The sequence below is a fragment of the Aggregicoccus sp. 17bor-14 genome (genome assembly GCF_009659535.1).
GTDB lineage: Bacteria > Myxococcota > Myxococcia > Myxococcales > Myxococcaceae > Aggregicoccus.
Genome location: NZ_VJZZ01000011.1, coordinates 85,117 through 102,979 on the forward strand (window position 1 = coordinate 85,117; position 17,863 = coordinate 102,979).

Consider the following 17,863-nt stretch of genomic DNA (forward strand, 5'->3'; position numbering starts at 1 on the left):
GGGCGCGCCATGGCCTCGCCCCCCAAGCTCTGTCCCTGCGGCTCGCAGCAGCGCTACCCCGCCTGCTGCGGCCGCTTCCACCGCGGCCTCGAGGAGGCGCCGGACGCGCCCGCGCTGATGCGCTCGCGCTTCGCGGCCTTCGCCGTGCGGGACGTGCCCTACCTCTGGCGCACGCTGCACCCGCAGCACCCGGACCGCGCCCGCCCCGAGGCGGAGGTCACCCGCGAGCTGCGCGCCGCGGCGAGCCAGTTCCACTACACGGGCCTGGAGGTGCTGGACGCGCGGCCACCGGATGCGGCCGGCCGCGCGCAGGTGCTCTTCCTCGCGCGCCTCTTTCGCGCGGGCAAGGAGCACTCCTTCGCGGAGGCCTCGGACTTCCTGCACGACGGCACCGGCTGGCGCTACGTGGGCGGCGAGGCGCTCGCGCTGCGGGAGCTCCCGGGCGGCAGCGCGCAGGGGCTCTCGCTCGCGCGCTGGCCCGCGCTCGTGCAGGCCGCGCGAGCGCGTTGACAGGGGCGGGTGGGGAGGGCAAACGGTGGGCCCATGAGCGAGCAATTCCCGGTGACGGTCTCGGTCACGCGCCCCGACGGCAGCGTGGAGCAGGTGCAGGTGGGCATCGCGGTGCGCACGCGCGAGGGCTTCAGCCTCCAGATGGGAGAGCTGAGCATCGGCGCGCAGCCCGTGCAGCAGGCCTCGCGGGCTCCGGCCGCGCGCGCGAGCAGCGGCGGCGGCGGCGGTGGCGGGGACGGGATGGTGTTCCCGCCCTACGGCCGCAGCAAGGGCGCACCCATCCAGGGCGCGAGCATGCAGGACCTCGAGTTCTACGCGAACGGGTGCCGCCGCACGCTCGGCGACCCCGGCAAGGCGCGCTGGCACGACAAGGAGCGCCAGCTGCTCGCCGCGATCGAGGCCGAGATGGCCCGCCAGCGCGGCGGCGGCGGCGGTGGTGGTGGCGGCGGTGGCGGGGGCGGCGGTGCCCCGTGGGACTCGGACAACCCGCCCTTCCCGGGCGACGAGGACGCGCCCTTCTAGTCAGGCGCGAGCATTCCAGCTCCGAGGGATCTGCCTACAGGACCTCGGGGCAGGGGGCTGGCAGCGGCGCAGCCCCTCCGGGCACGATGCGCGGTGCAGCGGCCGTTGCACACGGGGGGAAGCATGCGCCAGACGTCCGGGGCCCAGGAGTGGGCCCACGCGGAGTCTGCGGGGCCCGTCCCGCAGCGAGACTTCGAGGGGCTGTTCGGCAACGTGCTGCGCCCCGAGGGCGCCTTTGCCGCCGGCCTGCGCGAGGTGGGCTACGACCCCGAGCAGCCCCGCGAGCGCTACCCGCTCGCGGTGTGGCGCGAGGCGCTCGAGGTGGCCCGGCGCCACGCGCACCCCGGGCTCAGCGCGCCGCTCGCGTACCGCGCGCTGGGCCGGCAGTTCGTGCAGGGCTTCGGGCAGACGGTGGTGGGCAAGGTGTTCGCGGCGGCCGCGCCCCTCATCGGCGCGGAGCGCGTGCTCGCGCGGCTGCCGGCGTACCTGCGCGCGGGGCGCGACGACATGCGCCTGGAGCTGCGCGCGCTGGGGCCCGGGCGCTGGCAGGCGCAGGTGGAGGACCCGCAGCCGCTGCCGGACTTCGTCGCGGGCGTCATCGAGGAGGTGCTGGGCCTGACGGGCGTGGCGCCGCTCGTGCAGCTGCTGGTGCAGGGCGAGCGCCACTACACGCTCGCGGTGTCGTGGGCGCCAGAGACCGGAGCTAGTTGAGGTACTCCTTGCGCGCCGGGCGCTGCGCGGGCGGTGCGGCGCGCGCCTGCATCCAGCGCTCGAGCGCGAGCAGCAGCCCATCGAAGGTGTCGCGCAGGCTCCACGCACGGTCGTCCGGGTCCTCGAGCGCACGGGCGCGCGCGAGCCCCTCCTGCAGCGCGGCGCGGGGGCCGGGGCAGTCGGCGCGCTCGGCCACGAGCTGCTCGGCCGTCTCCGCGTACACCCGCGCGCAGCCCTCCGCGTCGCCGCGGTTGTAGGCGGGGGCGCCCACGCGGATGGCGTGCGCGAGCGAGCTCGCCAGCGCCTCGAGCGCGGGCAGGGGGCAGCCCTCGAGCAGCGAGAGCGGGTGCTCGGGCACCTCGCGCGGGCGCGCCACCTGCTGCAGCGGGCGCGCGAGCGAGGTGAGCGGGAGCGCGGCGGGGGCCTGCAGCAGCGCCTGCACGTAGCGCCAGAGGATGACGAGCGTCACCTCCTGCGTGTCGCGCTTGGCCGCGGTGGCCACGCCCACCACGCGCCCCGCGGCGTCCAGCGCGGGGGCGCCGGTGGCGTGCGTGGGCAGGGGCTCGCCCAGCTCCAGCGCGGTGAAGTTCGAGCCCAGCTGCTGCACCGCGCGCACGCGCGTGTCCAGCAGCCCCTCGGGGCTGCCCCCGCTGCGCACCGCGACGAAGACGCGCGCCCCCTCGCGCGGCGCGGCGGCGGCGCCCTGCAGCGGAGCGCTCTCCACACCGGGCACGCGCAGCAGCGCGAGGTCGTGCCGCGCATCCAGCCCCGCCACCTCGTGCACCGCCACGCGCTGCCCGTCCGGAAGCAGGGCGCGGATGGTGGCGGCGCCGGCCACCGCGTGCAGGTTGGTCACCAGGTAGCCGGCGCGCCCCGCCGCGTCGCTCACGAGGAAGCCCACCGCGGTGCCGAAGGGCATCTCCAGCTGCACGAGCGCGCGCGACGCCTCGGCGGCGATGTGCTCCGGGGAGGGCAGGTGGCTGGGGGGCAGAGGGGAGCTCATCCCCTGAACATGCCCCGGCCGAGGGGGCGCGGGGAGCCTCGGCGCAGGGGAGGCCCGGGCGCTCCCTTGCCCGCATGCACGCTGGGCGCACGACAGGGGTTGGCGATGTCTGCCCCGGCCGTTAGATACGGCGCTCCCCATGCACAAGACGCACCTCGTCGGCGCCCGCACGCACAACCTCCGCTCCGTCTCCATCGACCTGCAGGAGGGCGAGCTCGTCTGCATCACCGGCGTGTCCGGCGCGGGCAAGAGCAGCCTCGCCCTGGACACCCTGTACGCCGAAGGGCAGCGCCGCTTCGTGGAGAGCTTCAGCCCCTACGCGCGCCAGTTCCTCGAGCGCCTCGAGCGCCCGCCCATGGACGCGCTGGAGCCGGTGGCGGCGGGCGTGGCGGTGGACCGCCGCGCGCCGGTGAAGAGCTCGCGCTCCACGGTGGCCACGCTCGCGGACGTGGAGGCCTACCTCTCGGCGCTCTTCACCCGTGAGGCGGTGCCGGTGTGTCCCGACTGCGGCCTGGAGGCGCGGCGCACGGACGCGCGCGTGGCGGCCGAGGCGCTGCTGAAGCAGCACGCGGGTGCGGCCGTCATCCTCGCGCACCCCATGCGGATTGCGGACACGGCGCACTTCCTCGAGGTGCGCGCGCAGCTGTTGCGCGAGGGCTACCGGCGGCTCGTGGTGCGCGGCGAGGTGCGCGAGCTGGAGGAGCTCAGGCCCAGCGAGGCGGCGGACGCGGCGGGCATCGCCCAGGTGGTGCTGGACCGGGTGAAGCTCGGTCCGGACGCGCTCAGCCGGGTGACGGCCGCGGTGGAGGAGGGCTGGCGGCGCACGGACGGCGAGGCCACGGCCTTCCTGCAGGGCGCGAGCGTCCCGGTGCGCCTGCGCCGGGGCCTGGTGTGCCCCGGCTGCGCGCGCGAGTTCGAGCCCGCGCGCCCCGGCCTCTTCAGCTACCAGTCGCCCACGGGCGCCTGCGCCACCTGCCGCGGCTTCGGGCGCACCATCGGCATCGACTGGGCGAAGGTGACGCCCAACCCCGGCTTGAGCCTCGCGGGCGGCGCCATCCGCCCGTGGACGGGCAAGAGCACCGAGTGGGAGCGCAGCACCATGCTGCGCTTCGCGCAGAAGCGCGGCGTGCCCACGGACGTGCCCTGGGGAAAGCTCTCCGAGGGCCAGCGCGAGCTCATCCTCGAGGGCGAGGGCCGCTACGAGGGCGGGCGCTACCCGGGCGTGCGCGCCTGGTTCAAGTGGATGGAGGGGCGCACGTACAAGATGCACGTGCGCGTGCTGCTCAGCCGCTACCGCTCCTACGACAAGTGCGAGACCTGTCACGGGGCGCGCCTCAACGCGCAGGCGCTCGCCTACCGCGTGGGCGGGCTGGACCTGGCCGCGTGGCACGGGCTGGAGCTCGCGGACGCGCGCGCGCGCCTCGAGACGCTGAAGACGGCGACGGGGCAGGGTGAGCTCGCGCGCAAGGAGCTGGCGGCGCGCCTCGGCTACCTCGAGCGCGTGGGGCTGGGCTACCTCACCCTGGACCGCCCGGCGCGCACGCTCTCCGGCGGCGAGGCGCAGCGCGTCTCGCTCACGGCGGCGCTCGGCACCAGCCTCACCGGCGCGCTCTTCGTGCTGGACGAGCCCACCGTGGGCCTGCACCCGAGCGACGTGGTGCCCCTGGGTGCGGCGATGGAGGAGCTCGCGGCGCGCGGCAACGTGGCGCTGGTCATCGAGCAGGACCCGCAGATCATCCGCGCCGCGCACCGCGTGCTGGAGCTGGGCCCGGGCGCGGGCGCCCACGGCGGCCAGCTCGTCTTCGACGGCACCCCGGAGCAGCTCGCCAAGCGCGAGGACCTTCCCACCGGCCGCTTCCTCGCGGGAGGCCCCGCCGCGCCGCGCGCCGCCCGCAAGCGCTCCAGCGAGCTGCACATCCGCGGCGCGCGCGAGAACAACCTGCGCACGCTGGACGTGCGCATCCCGCTGGGCGTGCTGTGCGTCATCACCGGGCCCAGCGGCTCGGGCAAGAGCACTTTGATGGACGAAGTGCTGCACCGCCACGTGGCGCTCGCGCTGGGGGAGAAGGACGTGGAGGCGCCGGGCGCCGTGGACGCGGTGGAGGGCGTGGACGCGCTCGAGGGCGTCACCTTCGTGGACCAGGCGCCGCTGGGGCGCACCAGCCGCGGCAACGCCGCCACCTACACCAAGGCGTGGGACCGGCTGCGCGAGCGCTTCGCCGCGGAGCCGGACGCGGAGCTGCGCGGGCTCACCGCGGCCCACTTCTCCTTCAACGTGGACAAGGGCCGCTGCGAGGCCTGCTCGGGCGAGGGCTACGAGACGGTGGAGATGCAGTTCCTCGCGGACGTGGCGCTGCGCTGCGCGGTGTGCCGCGGCCGGCGCTTCAAGGAGGAGGTGCTCGCGGTGCGGCACGCGGGGCTCAGCGTGGCGCAGCTGCTCGAGCTCACCGTCTCCGAGGTGCTCGAGCGCTTCGCGGACGACGCCGCGCTCAAGCGCACGCTGGGGCCGGTGGCGGAGCTGGGCCTGGGCTACCTGCCCCTGGGCCAGCCCCTCACCACGCTCTCGGGCGGTGAGGCCCAGCGCCTCAAGCTCGCGCGGGCGCTCTCGAGCGAGCCCGCGGGCACGCTCTTCCTCATCGACGAGCCCAGCGCGGGCCTGCACGACGCGGACGTGGCGCACGTGATGGGCGCGCTGCACCGGCTCGTGGAGCGCGGCGCGAGCGTCGTCGTGGTGGACCACGATCTCGCGGTGATGCGCGGGGCAGACTGGATCATCGACCTGGGCCCCGGTGGCGGCCGCAACGGCGGCACGCTGGTGGCCGAGGGGCCTCCGGCCCAGCTGATGAAGGGCCCGGGCCTCACCGCGGAGGCGCTGCGCAACGACGGCGCGCCGCGCAAGAAGGCGCCCGCCCGCGCGAAGCCCGCGGAGCTGCCGCGCGCCATCCGCGTGGAGCACGCGCGCGAGCACAACCTGCGCGACGTCTCCACCGACATCCCGCTGGGGAAGATGACCGTGGTGACGGGGCCCAGCGGCTCGGGCAAGAGCACGCTCGCCTTCGACGTGGTGTTCGCGGAAGGCCAGCGCCGCTTCCTCGAGACGCTCACCCCGTACGCGCGCCAGTTCCTGCCCACCATGCCGCGCCCGGACGTGGAGCGCATCAGCGGCATCCCGCCCACCGTCGCGCTGGAGCAGCGCACCAGTCGCGCGGGCGCCACCAGCACCGTGGCCACCGTCACCGAGGTCTCGCACTACCTGCGCCTCCTCTACGCGAAGCTGGGTCAGTCGCACTGCCCGCGCGACGACAGCCCCATCGCCGCCACCACGCCGGACGCGATGTACGCGCAGCTCACCGGCATGAAGGGGGAGGGCGTGCTGCTCGCGCCGGCGGTGCGCGCGCGCAAGGGCACCTACCTGGACCTCTTCGCCGCAGCCGCGAAGGGCGGCGTCCTGCAGGCCTGGGTGGACGGGCAGCTCGCCTCCACGGACGACCCGCCGCGCCTCGCCAAGACGAAGGAGCACGACATCGACCTCGTGCTCTACGAGGGGCGCCTCTCCCAGCTGCCGCGCGACACCTTCGAGCGCGCGCTCAACTGGGGCAAGGGCGCGCTCAAGGTGCGCTGCAAGGGCAAGGAGGACACGCTGCTCTCGAGCGAGCGCACCTGCCCGAAGTGCGGCCTCGCGGTGCCGGAGCTGGACCCGCGCTGGTTCTCCTTCAACACGCAGCAGGGCGCCTGCGAGGCCTGCGGCGGCACCGGCGTGCAGGGTGGCGCGGAGGCGCAGTCGGAAGGCGTGACCACGCCCTGCCGCACGTGCGAGGGCACGCGGCTCGCCCCGGTGCCGCGCGCGGTGCGGCTCGAGGGCGCGCGCTACCACGAGGTGGTGCAGCCCTCGGTGAGCGCGGCGCTCGCGCGGGTGCGCGGCTGGAAGTTCAAGGGAGACCGCGGCCTCATCGGCGAGGCCTCGCGCCAGGAGCTCCTGCGCCGGCTCGAGTTCCTCGAGCGCGTGGGGCTGGGCTACCTGTCCCTGGACCGCGCGGCGAGCACGCTGTCGGGCGGCGAGATGCAGCGGCTGCGCCTGAGCGCGCAGCTGGGCGCAGGGCTCACCGGCGCGCTCTACGTGCTGGACGAGCCCACCATCGGGCTGCACCCGCGCGACACGCACCGGCTGCTGGAGAACCTGCGCGCACTCGTCTCCACCGGCTCCACCGTGCTCGTGGTGGAGCACGACAGCGACACCATCCGCGCCGCGGACCACGTCATCGACATCGGGCCCACGGGCGGCCGCGGCGGCGGGCGCATCCTCGCGCAGGGCACGCCCGAGGCCGTGCTCGCGGACGAGCAGTCCCCCACGGCGCGCGCCCTGCGTGCCCCGCTGGTGCTGCCGGCGGAAGGCCGCGGTGTGCCCGAGCGGTGGATCGAGCTGAAGGGCGCGCGCGCGAACAACCTGAAGAACGTGGACCTGCGCCTGCCGGTGGGCCGGCTCACGGCCGTCTCGGGCGTCTCCGGCTCGGGCAAGAGCACGCTCATCCGCCAGGTGCTCTATCCCGCGATGCGCGAGGCGCTGGGGCTGGTGGCCGGCAAGCCCGGTCCCTTCGACCGGCTCGTGGGCGCGGACGCGGTGAAGCGGGTGCTCGCGGTGGACCAGTCGCCCATCGGCCGCACGCCGCGCTCGGTGCCCGCGACCTTCCTGGGCATCTGGGACGAGCTGCGCCGCGTGTTCGCGGCCACGCCCGAGGCGAAGCTGCGCGGCTTCGGCCCCACGCGCTTCTCCTTCAACAGCGCGCAGGGCGGGCGCTGCCCCGCGTGCGAGGGCCAGGGCGCCATCTCCCACGAGATGGCCTTCCTGCCGGACGTGGTCACCCCCTGCGAGGTGTGTGGCGGGGCGCGCTTCGACGCGGCGACGCTGGAGGTGCGCTACCACGGCTTGAGCATCGGGGACGCGCTGCGCCTGTCCGCGGACGAGGCGAAGGACGTGTTCGCGGCCCTGCCCAAGGTGGCCGCGCCGCTCGCGAACATCTCGGACCTCGGCGTGGGCTACCTGCAGCTGGGGCAGGGCTCCAACACGCTCTCGGGCGGCGAGGCGCAGCGGCTCAAGCTCGCCGCCGAGCTCACCGCGACGCGCTTCCACGAGCCCACGCTCTACGTGCTGGACGAGCCCACCACGGGCCTGCACCTGGGGGACGTGGCGCGCCTCATCGCCTTCATGAAGCGCCTGGTGGACCGCGGCGACACGCTGGTGGTCATCGAGCACCACCCGGCGGTCATCGCCGCGGCGGACCACGTGGTGGAGCTGGGCCCCGAGGGCGGCGACGGCGGCGGCCTCATCTGCGCGGAAGGGACGCCCCACGAGGTGGCCCGCCGCAAGACGGCGACCGGCAAGGTGCTCAAGGCACTCTTCGAGGCGGAGGGCCTGCCGCGCCGGCGCGGCACCGGCTAGCGCGACCCGGGGCGCTGGCCCGGGAGATGAATAGGCGAGGGGGATGCACGCACCCCTCCGTCTCGCCGCGCTCCTGCTCCTCGTCTCGTCGTCTGCCTTTGCCCAGGGGATGGATCCCTGGGCCGTCGACCCCGTGCAGCCGGAGCAGGCCAGCGCGCCCGCGCTGCACCGCCCGTCCCCGCCGCTGCCCGAGCCCGAAGCGCCGCCGCCGGAGCGCTGGAGCACCGGCGCGCGATTGGGCGCAGAGCTGGGGGGAGGGATGGCGGGCACCGTACTGGGCGGAGTGGTGGGTGGCGCGGGGCTGAGCCTGCTGGGCCTCACCTGTTTCGGCCACGGAGGCTTTATCGGCGACAGCACCTGCTTCTGGGCGGTTGCGGGAGCGGGAGCGATCCTGGGCGGGCTCGTCGGCATGCCCCTCGGCATCCGCTGGGGAGGCCGGCGCGCCGGAGGCAACGGCAGCGCCCTGGCCGCGACGGTAGGCATCGTGGGCTCGCTCGTGGCGGTGGGGCTGGTGCTCGCCTCGGACCATCCCGAGCGAGCCGGCTTCGTCGCACTCAGTGCGCCGCTGCTGGGCGTGGTGGGCTACGAGCTGACCGCCAGGGGGCCCAGGAGCGCGCGGCTCACGCCCTCGCTGTCACTGTCCCCGGGTGGCGGTGCGCTCGGCCTGCGCGCCCGCTTCTGAAAGCGTGTGCAGCGCAGTGCACGCCTCCGTGAACGGCGCTGCACGGCGCGGCATGAGCCCTGATGCACGCAGCGCGCGGCGCGGAGGGGCACGCCTCCCAGGCGCGCGCGTTGCAGTGGCGTGGGGCATGCGCGCTCACCTCCCGCTCGCCCTCTGCCTGCTCGTCGCCTCGCTCCCGGCCGCTGCCCAGGACCTCGATCCCTGGACGGTGGAGGCCGCGCCCCAAGGCGCGCTGACGCTGCCGGCGCCCTCGCCCGAGCGCTGGACGCCCGCGGCGCGCTACGCCGTGCAGTTCGGGGCCGGTAGCCTGGGCTTCGTGGTCGGCGGCCTCGCGGGAGGGGCGGCGGGGCTCGGAGGAGCGCTCGTTCTCTGTGACAGGAACCACGGGTTGGAGCCGTGTGCGAATGGGCTCATCTTCACGTCTGCCGTGCTCGGAGGGCTCGCCGGGACGGCGCTGGGCGTCACCTGGACAGGAGGCGCCCTGAAGGGGCATGGCTCAATCTGGGCTGCCGCGGGCGGTGCGCTCCTGGGCAGCGCGGCGACGGGCATTGCATTCGCTTCCGGAAAGACGGACCTCGTCGTGCTGTTCGCCCTCTCCGCTCCGGTGCTCGCGGTGACGGGCTACGCCCTCACGGACCGGGGGCCCGAGTCCGTGCAGGTGACGCCCAGCGTCTCGCTGGACCCGCGCAGTGGCGCGGGCCGCTTCGGCCTGCAGGGTTCTTTCTGACGGCGCGTGGCTACGGCCGCGCCCCGTGCATCCCCAGCCCGTGCATGCGTGCGGCGGGCCCGCCGCGCCGCGCGAGGATGAGGGCGAGCTTGGCGCGCTTCTCGGGCGTGAGGGACTTCTCGAGCGACTGGTAGAGCTCGCGGTCCAGCGCCGCGAGCTGCGCGCGCGCCTCGAAGGCCTTCTGCGCCGCGCCCTCCGCCTGGCCGAGCGCGGCCTTGTCCCCGCTCGCTGCGCGCTCGAGCACCTGCGCCGCATCGCGCACCTGCGCGCGCAGGGGCTCGCGGCGCGCATCCAGCTTCTTCAGCGCTTCGTCCAGCTTCAGCGCCCCCGCGGAGTCGAGCTCCAGGGCCTCGGCCAGCGCCACCACGCGCGCCGTGCGCAGGCGCTGCTCCCGGTGCTCGCGCTGCGCCTGCGCCGAGGGCGCTGGCGGTGCAGCGGGCGGGGGCGTCTGCGCGAGCGCGAGGCAGGGGAGGAGGGCGGCGGCGATCAGGGCAGGCTTCATGGCGAGGCTCCTGGAGTGGGAAACAAGGGTCTCCGTTCGCCTCCAACCCGCCCGGCCGCGGAAAGTTACGCGGGAGGAGCAGCCCCGGGGATTACCGACTTGAGGTGGACGGGTTGAATTCCCCGTCCGGTCTCGGACACAATGCGGGCTCTTCGGGGGAACTCTTCAATGGCTACGGCCGCAGCGACTGGCGCGAATCGCATCAAGGGGAGCGTGCTCATCACGCGTCTCAACATGCTCCGGCAGCACGGGGGGCAGGGGCGGGTGGACGAGGTGCTCAAGCGCCTCCCGGAGGCAGACCGGCTCGCGCTGCGGGGAATGATCCTCCCCATCGCCTGGTACCCGCTGGAGATGAACCTGCGGCTGGACGCGGCCATCGCGGACGTGCTCTCGCCCGAGGACCGCGCCCGCGCCTTCAAGGACATGGGCCGCGCCTCCGCCGAGGACAACCTCAAGGGCGCGCACCACGTGTTCCTGCGCCCCGGCGACCCGCACTTCCTGCTCTCGCAGGCGGCGCAGATCTACCGCTTCTATTACGCCGTGGGCCACCGCACCTACGAGAAGACCGGCCCGCAGACGGCCGTCATCCGCACCTTCGACGCCGAGACGGTGACCGAGGCGGACTGCCTCACCATCATCGGGTGGCACGAGAAGGCGGTGGAGATGTCCGGCGGCAAGAACGTGCAGATCACGCACGGCAAGTGCCGCGCGAGCGACGCGCCGCACTGCGAGTACCACATCAGCTGGCAGTAGGGCCGCCGCCGTCCGGCCGCTGCGGCTCGGCAGCGCCCACCCCCGGCAGCGGGTGGGCCTGCACGTACGCGAGCACGTCGTCCATGTGCCGGTACACCCGCACCTCGTGGTGGATGAGGCTCTCCACCCGCCCGTCGGGGCCGATGATGAAGGTCATCCGCCGGTCCACGTTGAGCACGGGCCAGAGCACGTCGTAGGCGCGGCTGATCTCGCGCGACTCGTCGCCGATGAGCGCGAAGTGGATGTCCTCGGCCTCGGCGAACTCGCACTGGCGCTGCACCGTGTCCACGGACACGCCCACCAGCTCCACGCCCAGCCCCTTGAGCCGCTCGTGGTTGTCGCGGAAGTAGCGGTTCTCCAGCGTGCAGCCCAGGGTGAAGGCGCGCGGGAAGAAGAAGAGCACCACGCGCCGGCCGCGCAGGGCCGAGAGCGAGACGGGACGTCCCTGGCAATCGGTGGCGCTGAAGTCCGGGGCCATGTCGCCGACGTGGAGCATCTCGGGCGCTAGCTTGCCACGGCTCGCGCCCGGGTGCGGTCGCACGGTTGTTACTTCCGCGGACGGGTCCGATAAGGTGCGCGCCGCCGTGAGCTCCTCCCTTTCCCAGCGCCTGCAGGCCTCGCTCGCCCGGGCGCTCGGGGTGAGCCGCGTGGCGCGCATCACCGGCCTGGACCGCACGGGCGTGGAGGTGGCCTGCGCGGTGCGCCCCGGGGGCCACGTGCTGCAGGTGTGCAACGGCAAGGGCCCCCGCTGGGAGGAGGCTGCGGCCGGGGCGCTGCTGGAGACGGCGGAGCTGTGGGCGGCGGAGCGGGTGCGGCCGGAGCAGCTCGTCTGGGGCTCGGAGGCAGAGCTCGAGGCCGCCGGGCTCGAGGCCTGGCCCGCGCCGGAGCTGGGCTCTGCGGGCGGTGCACCCGTGGCGAGGCTGTGGAGCCGGGACGTGCGCCTCGCCTGGCGCGAGGCGAGCGAGCTGCACACCGGGCGCCCCGTGCTGCTGCCCGCGCAGGCGGTGCACTGCCCGCCCGCCGGCACCCCGCCGCTCGGCCCCCTGAGCATGGCGTGGACGAGCAACGGCTCGGGGGCTCACCCCGAGCGCGCCCGGGCGCTGCTGCACGCGCTGCTCGAGGCCACCGAGCGCGACCAGCTCTCGCGCACCCTTCCCGAGGGCTGGACGGAGGAGGCCATCGCCGAGCGCCTGCTGCGCCCGGCTTCGCTCTCCACCCACGCACCGCGCGTCGCAGCGCTGGTGCAGAGGCTGGAGGCGGCGGGCTTTCGCGCGCACCTCTTCGATCTCTCGCCACCCGCGCGCACGCCCGGCGCTGTGCGCCTTCCCGTGGCCGGCGCGCTGCTGGTGGACGAGGAGGAGGGGCCCGTGCCACTCACCGCGGGCTACGCGTGCGCGCTGGGCCGCGAGGGGTCGCTCCTGCGCGCGCTGCTCGAGGCCGCGCAGAGCCGGCTCACCGACATCCACGGCGCGCGCGAGGACATCGCCGCAGCGGACCGCGAGGCGGCGCGCGCGCTCGCGCAGGCCTGCGCTCAAGCGCGGGCACGGGCCGAGGTGCGCGGGATGCCGGAGCTCGCGCTGAAGCGGGAGGACCCGGCGGCCGCGGTGAAGGGCGTGCTCGCGCGGCTGCGCGCTGCGGGCTTCGAGGAGGTGGCGGCGCTCTCGCTGGACGCGCCGGTGGAGGGGCTCAGCGTGGTGCGCGTGGTGGTGCCCGGCATGCAGGTCTCGGAGCTGCTGTGAAGCGTCCCGCGTCCCTCGTCGTCTTCGTCGGCCCTTCGCTCTCCGCGGACGAGGTGCGCGCGCTAGGCCCCTGCACCCTGCGGCCGCCGGCGCGCCAGGGGGACGTGTGGCGCGCGCTCGCCCTCGAGCCGCGCGCCCTGGTGCTGCTGGACGGCGTCTTCGAGGCGCAGCCCTCGGTGTGGCACCACGAGCTGCTCGCGGCGCTGGAGGCCGGGGTGGCGGTGTTCGGCGGCTCGAGCATGGGCGCGCTGCGCGCCGCCGAGCTCTCCGCGCACGGCATGGTGGGGGTGGGGGACATCTACGAGGGCTTCCGCTCGGGCCGCCTCGTGGACGACGCGGAGGTGGCGCTGCTGCACGCGGACGCGGAGCACGGCTACCGCGCCCTCACCGTGCCGCTCGTCAACGTGCGCCACAACGCCGCCCGCGCGCAGGCCGCCCGCGTGCTCGATGGGCGCGAGGCCCGCGGGCTCGTGGAGGCGGGCGCGGAGCTCTTCTACCAGGAACGCCGCTGGCCCCAGGTGGTGGCCGCCGCGGCCGCGCACTGGCGCCCCGCCACGCGCGCGCGCTGGGACGCGTGGGTGCAGCGCGCCGGCCTCGAGGACCTCAAGCGGCTGGACGCGCTGCGCTGCCTCGAGGCGGCCCACGCCTTCCTCGCCTCGGGCGCGCCCGCGCCGAGGGGCGCGCCCCAGCGCCCCTCCTCGCTCGTGCGCCGGCGGCGGCTGCAGGAGGGGGCGGTGCAGGTGGGGGAGCGCGCGGTGGTGGGAGCGGAGGTGCTCGCGCTGCTGGACACCCATCCGGACGCGGCCGCCCTCACCGAGGTGGGGCTGCGCCGCGCGCTGCTGGCCGGCTGGGCGCGCACCCTGGGCCTGCAGCCCACGGCGCAGGAGCTCGCGCGCACCGAGGCGGCGTGGTGGGCGGGGCTCGGCGTGCCCGAGTCCAGGCGCGAGGCCTTCCTCGCCGAGAGCGGCCTGGATGCGGCCGAGCTGCGAAGGCTGCTGGAGGAGCGGGCGCTGGAGACGCTCGTGCTCGCGCACGCCGAGCGCCTGCTGCCGGATGGGCCCTCGCCCCGCGAGGCGCTGGGCAGCGAGGCGCGGCTGCGTGGGTTGTGGGCCGAGGCGGCGCGCGCGCTCGCACGCCCCGCCCGACGGCGGCGTCGCTAGCGCCGGAGCGCGTCCGGCCCGCGGAAGAGCGCGCCCTCCAGGCGATCGAGCGCCTGGCGCCCGGGGCTCTCGGGCTCCGGTGTCTCGCACTGCCGGCAGCGCCAGCCGGTCTCCAGCTGGGCCTCCAGCTCCTCCCACGGCTCGTGCTGCGGGGGGTGCGCCTCCGGTTCGGGACGCGCGTCGCTCGGGTCCATGGCTGCCTCCTCGTGCGCGGGTGCCTCCCTCCAAGATGCGCCCCGCAGCGTGCACGGGCAAAGGGCGGTCGGGACGCCCGGACGCTGGGCGGCGGGCGCCTCGGGTAGAAGGGGGCCATGCGGGACTTCGAGCAGGACGTACTGGGACGCTGCGACTTCCTCGACGTGCTGGAGGAGGCGGTGCTGCGCCGCCGCCCCGTGGCCCTGCGGCTGCGCAGCGGCGAGACGCTGTGCGACGCGGTGCTGGACGTGGTGACGGAGGCAGGGGCGGAGCACGTGGTGCTGCGCGGCCGGGGGCGCGTGCCGGTCGCCGAGATCGCCGCGCTCGGGCCCGCGCCGGACGCAGCGGGCTAGGGGGGTGGAAGGCGCGTGGGGTATAGGGTGCGGCCTGCGATGAGCTCCACCGAACTCCCCCGCTGCCAGAACGCCGACGCCCGCGAGCCCGGAGGCTACGCGGCCGCGCTCGGCGGTGCGCGCGCGCGCCTGCTGCTCACCGACCCGCCCTACTGCCTGCTCACCCGGCGCCGCCGCGACGGGGACCTGCGCGACCCGCGCGCGGGCAAGAAGATCGACCGCAACCCCATCGTGCGCTTCGAGACCGTGCGCGACTACCGCGCCTTCACCGAGGCGTGGATGACGCAGGCGCTCGCGCACCTCACCCCGGACGCGACGCTGGTCATCTGGACGAACCTGCTGGGCAAGGAGCCCATCGCCGCCACCGCGCGCGCCCACGGCTTCACGCACGCGCGCGGCGAGTACGTGTGGGGCAAGCGCAGCAGCGAGAAGAACAGCAACGAGCTCACCCTGCGCGTGTACGAGGTGGCCCTCGTGTTCTCGCGCACCCCCGCGCCGCCCTTGGGCCCGGCGGACGTGGGGCCCACGTGGGCCGTGGTGGGCGGCTACGACGACGACGCCGAGGCCGAGCGCTGGGGAGGCCACCCGCACCACAAGCCCTTCAGTGTGCTCGAGCCACTGCTGCGCACCTACAGCGCGCCCGGGGACTGGGTGCTGGATCCCTTTGCCGGCAGTGGCTCCACCCCCGCGGCGGCGCTGCGGCTGGGGCGGCGCGCGGCCTGCATGGAGATCGAGCCCGAGTGGGCCGCTCGCGTGACGCAGCGCATCCGCGAGGCGACGTGATCCGCCGGGTTCCCATTCCGCCAAGGAAGGCTGGTTGAATAGAGGACAGCCGACCCCGTCGGTTGCGAACCCACCTCCCGGCCTCGCCCGCGCGCTCCGAGCGCCGGGCCCCGGGAGGGCCGAACGCACGTCTCACGTGAGGCCGGACACTCTTCAGGAGAAGCCATGAAGCGCATTCCCCAGCTCGTCACCGTCTCCGCGCTGTTCCTCTCTGCGGGCAGCGCGCTCGCACAGACGCCCGCGGCCGTCCAGCAGCCCGCCCCGGCCGCGCCGGCGCCGGTGGCCACGCAGCCCGCCCAGCCCGCGCCGGGCGACGTCTCGCAGATCAACGGCCAGCTGGTGCAGGTGGGCGACCACAACCGCTTCCAGTACTCGTACCCGCGCTGGAACGCGTCCACCAACCCCATCGGGTGGGTGCTCGGCAGCTACGGCGTCTCGCTCGCGTACGCGCCGGCGAGCCAGCTCGCGCTGCGCGGTGACGTGAACTACTACAACTACGACGGGGCGGACGGCTTCGAGCTGGGCCTCGGCGCGCCCATCTACTTCCGCAAGGTGTACTCGGGCTTCTTCCTCGAGCCGGGCTTCACCTACAAGCGCCTGAGCACGGACGTCGACGGAAGCAAGGAGAGCGCCACCGTGGTGGGGCCGCAGGTGAGCCTCGGCTGGCACTGGTACTGGGACAGCGGCCTCAACGTGCAGCTGTCCCTGGGCCTGGGCCGCAACTGGAACAACGGCAAGGACGACGCCTTCGCCGACTACAACAAGGTCTTCGGCACGGGCGCGCTGCGCTTCGGCTACGCGTTCTAGCGGCGCCTGCCCACCGCGAGCGCCCGGTACACGCCGGCCTCGCGGTAGGTGGGAATCTCCGTGGGGCGGGCGCGCCACCAGTTGATGGCGATGGTGCGCCGCAGCCGCGAGCGCCCCGGCAGCTTCCCCGTGGGCACCTGGTTCTCGGCGTCCAGCACGCCGTGGGTGAGGGTGCCCTCGAAGAGCACGTAGCGGTTGGGCCTCGGCGCCACCAGCGTGAGGTCCAGGTTCCGCGGCGCGAGCGAGGGGCGCTCGGGGTCGGGCGGCTCGCGCGTCACCGCGAGCGCGCCGCCGCGCACCCGGTTGAGGAAGAACACCGAGGAGAGGCGCGGGTGCACGAGCCTCCCGGTCGCGAGCGCGAGCCGCTCGTCGCGGTCCTGGTGGAAGTCCACCCGCACGTCCGTGGTGTACATGCGGCTCAGCCACCACTCCGCCCCCGCGAGCCGCAGGCCCGGCGGCACCCGGGGCCGCAGCGCCTGGATGGCCTCCTCGACGACGCAGGAGGGCTCCTGCCGGAAGTCGTACCAGAGCGTGGTCTGGTAGGTCTGGCGCAGCCGCTCGGTGCCCACCTGGCCTATCGCCCGCGCGAGGCGCCGGAAGAGGGTGGGGGGCAGTGCGGTGTCGGTCAGTTGGACGAGCGGGGCCATGGGCTTTCACCCCCGACAATGCCCCAGGTTGGTCTAGGGTGGCGCCCCATGAAGTCGCACCAGAAGATGTTGCTCGGAATTGCCGTGGGGACGATCGCAGGCCTGGTGGCCAACGAGACGTCGAAGGACTCCGCCTGGCTCACCTGGACGGTGACGAACCTCACCGGACCGCTGGGGCAGATCTTCCTGCGGCTCCTGTTCATGCTGGTGGTCCCCATGCTCTTCGCCGCCCTGGTGATGGGCGTGTGCGAGCTGGACCTGCGCCAGCTCGGGCGGCTGGGCGCGCGCACCATGGGCTACACGGTGGTGTTCAGCCTCGTGGCGGTGGTCATCGGGCTCGTCGCGGTGAACACCATCAAGCCGGGCCTCGGTATGAGCGAGGAGGTGAAGGCGCTCGCGCGCACCAGCACCCTCGCCGTGGAGCCGGCGTCGCGGGACGCCACGAGCGCGGGCAACATCTTCGTCTCCATGGTGCCGGACAACGCCATCAAGGCGGCGGCCAACGGGGACATGATCGGCCTCATCGTCTTCTCGCTCTTCTTCGGCGCGGGGCTCGCCACGCTGCAGAGCACGGGCGGCGAGCGGCTGCGCGAGATGATCGCCGGCCTCTACGAAGTGATGATGCGGCTCATCGACTGGGTGCTGAAGCTCGCGCCCCTGGGCGTGGCGGCGCTGCTCTTCAACATGACCAGCCGCCTGGGCCTGGGCATCCTCGTGCAGCTCGCGGCGTACGTGGGCACGGTGCTGCTCGCGCTCGCGCTGCACCAGTTCGGCGTGTACTCGCTCAGCGTGCGCTTCCTCGGAGGCCGCAGCCCCATCGCCTTCTTCCGCGACATCCGGCTCGCCATGGTGACGGCGTTCGCCACGTCCTCGTCGTCCGCCACGCTGCCCACGGCGCTGAAAGTCGCCGAGGAGAACCTGCGCCTGCCGCGCAACGTGAGCCGCTTCGTGCTCACCGCCGGCAGCGCGATGAACCAGAACGGCACCGCGCTCTTCGAGGGCGTCACCGTGCTCTTCCTCGCGCAGCTCTTCGGGGTGCAGCTGTCCATCCCGGACCAGTTCGTGGTGATGCTCATCTGCGTGCTCGCGGGCATCGGCACCGCGGGGGTCCCGGCCGGCAGCATCCCGGTCATCGCGATGATCCTCCAGCGCTTCCACATCCCGGTGGAGGGGCTCGGCCTCATCCTCGGCGTGGACCGCTTCCTGGACATGTGCCGCACCACGCTCAACGTGACCGGAGATCTCGCGGCCGCCGTGTACGTGGCGCGCGGCGAGCCGGACCCCGACGCCGTGCACCCGCAGCCGGCCGCCCGGGCGCAGCCCTGAAGCTGC

The 17,863-nt window shown here is 74.7% G+C and carries 18 protein-coding genes; 13 read left to right on the top strand and 5 right to left on the bottom strand.

Annotated elements, in window-relative coordinates:
* Positions 1-9: 9 nt before the first annotated feature.
* The 3 genes from FGE12_RS20615 to FGE12_RS20625 all read left to right on the top strand — a co-directional run bounded on the left by FGE12_RS20615 (position 10) and on the right by FGE12_RS20625 (position 1,743).
* Complete coding sequence (locus FGE12_RS20615; protein WP_153868244.1) at positions 10-510, top strand: YchJ family protein; 501 nt, start codon at positions 10-12, stop codon at positions 508-510.
* Between the two features lie 33 nt (positions 511-543).
* Positions 544-1,032 carry a hypothetical protein gene (locus FGE12_RS20620; RefSeq protein ID WP_153868245.1) on the top strand — a complete coding sequence of 163 codons (489 nt, stop codon included), beginning with the start codon at positions 544-546 and terminating at the stop codon, positions 1,030-1,032.
* 123 nt (positions 1,033-1,155) lie between these two features.
* Positions 1,156-1,743 (top strand): DUF2378 family protein, encoded by a 588-nt coding sequence (locus tag FGE12_RS20625; RefSeq protein WP_153868246.1) that lies wholly within the window; start codon positions 1,156-1,158, stop codon positions 1,741-1,743.
* Here FGE12_RS20625 and FGE12_RS20630 read toward each other — a convergent pair.
* On the bottom strand, positions 1,736-2,746 hold the full coding sequence (locus FGE12_RS20630) for a serine protease (RefSeq protein ID WP_153868247.1): 1,011 nt from the start codon (positions 2,744-2,746) through the stop codon (positions 1,736-1,738). The genes FGE12_RS20625 and FGE12_RS20630 overlap by 8 nt on opposite strands.
* A 139-nt stretch (positions 2,747-2,885) precedes the next feature.
* On the opposite strand from FGE12_RS20630, the gene uvrA reads away from it, so the two are divergent.
* The 3 genes from uvrA to FGE12_RS20645 all read left to right on the top strand — a co-directional run bounded on the left by uvrA (position 2,886) and on the right by FGE12_RS20645 (position 9,592).
* Positions 2,886-8,183, top strand: a complete 5,298-nt coding sequence (gene uvrA, locus FGE12_RS20635) for an excinuclease ABC subunit UvrA (protein ID WP_153868248.1) — start codon at positions 2,886-2,888, stop codon at positions 8,181-8,183.
* Positions 8,184-8,226: 43 nt separating this feature from the next.
* Positions 8,227-8,865, top strand: a complete 639-nt coding sequence (locus FGE12_RS20640) for a hypothetical protein (protein WP_153868249.1) — start codon at positions 8,227-8,229, stop codon at positions 8,863-8,865.
* 127 nt (positions 8,866-8,992) lie between these two features.
* A complete protein-coding gene (locus tag FGE12_RS20645) occupies positions 8,993-9,592 on the top strand; it encodes a hypothetical protein (RefSeq protein WP_153868250.1) in 600 nt (199 codons plus the stop codon).
* Positions 9,593-9,602: 10 nt separating this feature from the next.
* Here FGE12_RS20645 and FGE12_RS20650 read toward each other — a convergent pair whose 3' ends face one another.
* Positions 9,603-10,094, bottom strand: a complete 492-nt coding sequence (locus FGE12_RS20650; RefSeq protein ID WP_153868251.1) for a hypothetical protein — start codon at positions 10,092-10,094, stop codon at positions 9,603-9,605.
* 213 nt (positions 10,095-10,307) lie between these two features.
* On the opposite strand from FGE12_RS20650, the gene FGE12_RS20655 reads away from it, so the two are divergent.
* Positions 10,308-10,847, top strand: coding sequence for a TIGR02265 family protein (locus FGE12_RS20655; protein WP_370459084.1), 540 nt, complete (start codon positions 10,308-10,310; stop codon positions 10,845-10,847).
* On the opposite strand, the gene FGE12_RS20660 is transcribed toward FGE12_RS20655, so the two are convergent.
* Entirely contained in the window at positions 10,834-11,343 is a 510-nt protein-coding gene (locus tag FGE12_RS20660; protein ID WP_153868253.1) for a peroxiredoxin, read from the bottom strand. The two genes, FGE12_RS20655 and FGE12_RS20660, sit on opposite strands and share 14 nt — an antisense overlap.
* Positions 11,344-11,419: 76 nt before the next feature.
* On the opposite strand from FGE12_RS20660, the gene FGE12_RS20665 reads away from it, so the two are divergent.
* Positions 11,420-12,586 (top strand): YcaO-like family protein, encoded by a 1,167-nt coding sequence (locus FGE12_RS20665; protein ID WP_370459085.1) that lies wholly within the window; start codon positions 11,420-11,422, stop codon positions 12,584-12,586.
* Complete coding sequence (locus FGE12_RS20670) at positions 12,583-13,746, top strand: TfuA-like protein (protein WP_194798113.1); 1,164 nt, start codon at positions 12,583-12,585, stop codon at positions 13,744-13,746. The genes FGE12_RS20665 and FGE12_RS20670 overlap by 4 nt, the downstream gene beginning before the upstream one ends.
* On the opposite strand, the gene FGE12_RS20675 is transcribed toward FGE12_RS20670, so the two are convergent.
* Positions 13,743-13,940 (bottom strand): hypothetical protein, encoded by a 198-nt coding sequence (locus FGE12_RS20675; protein ID WP_153868255.1) that lies wholly within the window; start codon positions 13,938-13,940, stop codon positions 13,743-13,745. The genes FGE12_RS20670 and FGE12_RS20675 overlap by 4 nt on opposite strands.
* 117 nt (positions 13,941-14,057) lie before the next feature.
* Here FGE12_RS20675 and FGE12_RS20680 point away from each other — a divergent pair, with 117 nt between their 5' ends.
* The 3 genes from FGE12_RS20680 (at position 14,058) to FGE12_RS20690 (ending at position 15,884) form a co-directional block, all read left to right on the top strand.
* Positions 14,058-14,294, top strand: coding sequence for a hypothetical protein (locus tag FGE12_RS20680; protein ID WP_153868256.1), 237 nt, complete (start codon positions 14,058-14,060; stop codon positions 14,292-14,294).
* Between the two features lie 39 nt (positions 14,295-14,333).
* Complete coding sequence (locus FGE12_RS20685; RefSeq protein WP_153868257.1) at positions 14,334-15,077, top strand: site-specific DNA-methyltransferase; 744 nt, start codon at positions 14,334-14,336, stop codon at positions 15,075-15,077.
* A gap of 165 nt (positions 15,078-15,242) precedes the next feature.
* Positions 15,243-15,884 (top strand): DUF3575 domain-containing protein, encoded by a 642-nt coding sequence (locus FGE12_RS20690; protein WP_153868258.1) that lies wholly within the window; start codon positions 15,243-15,245, stop codon positions 15,882-15,884.
* On the opposite strand, the gene FGE12_RS20695 is transcribed toward FGE12_RS20690, so the two are convergent.
* Complete coding sequence (locus FGE12_RS20695; protein ID WP_153868259.1) at positions 15,881-16,531, bottom strand: 2OG-Fe(II) oxygenase; 651 nt, start codon at positions 16,529-16,531, stop codon at positions 15,881-15,883. The two genes, FGE12_RS20690 and FGE12_RS20695, sit on opposite strands and share 4 nt — an antisense overlap.
* Positions 16,532-16,579: 48 nt before the next feature.
* Between FGE12_RS20695 and FGE12_RS20700 the strand changes: the two genes are divergently transcribed.
* Positions 16,580-17,857, top strand: coding sequence for a dicarboxylate/amino acid:cation symporter (locus FGE12_RS20700; protein ID WP_153868260.1), 1,278 nt, complete (start codon positions 16,580-16,582; stop codon positions 17,855-17,857).
* Positions 17,858-17,863: the final 6 nt, after the last annotated feature.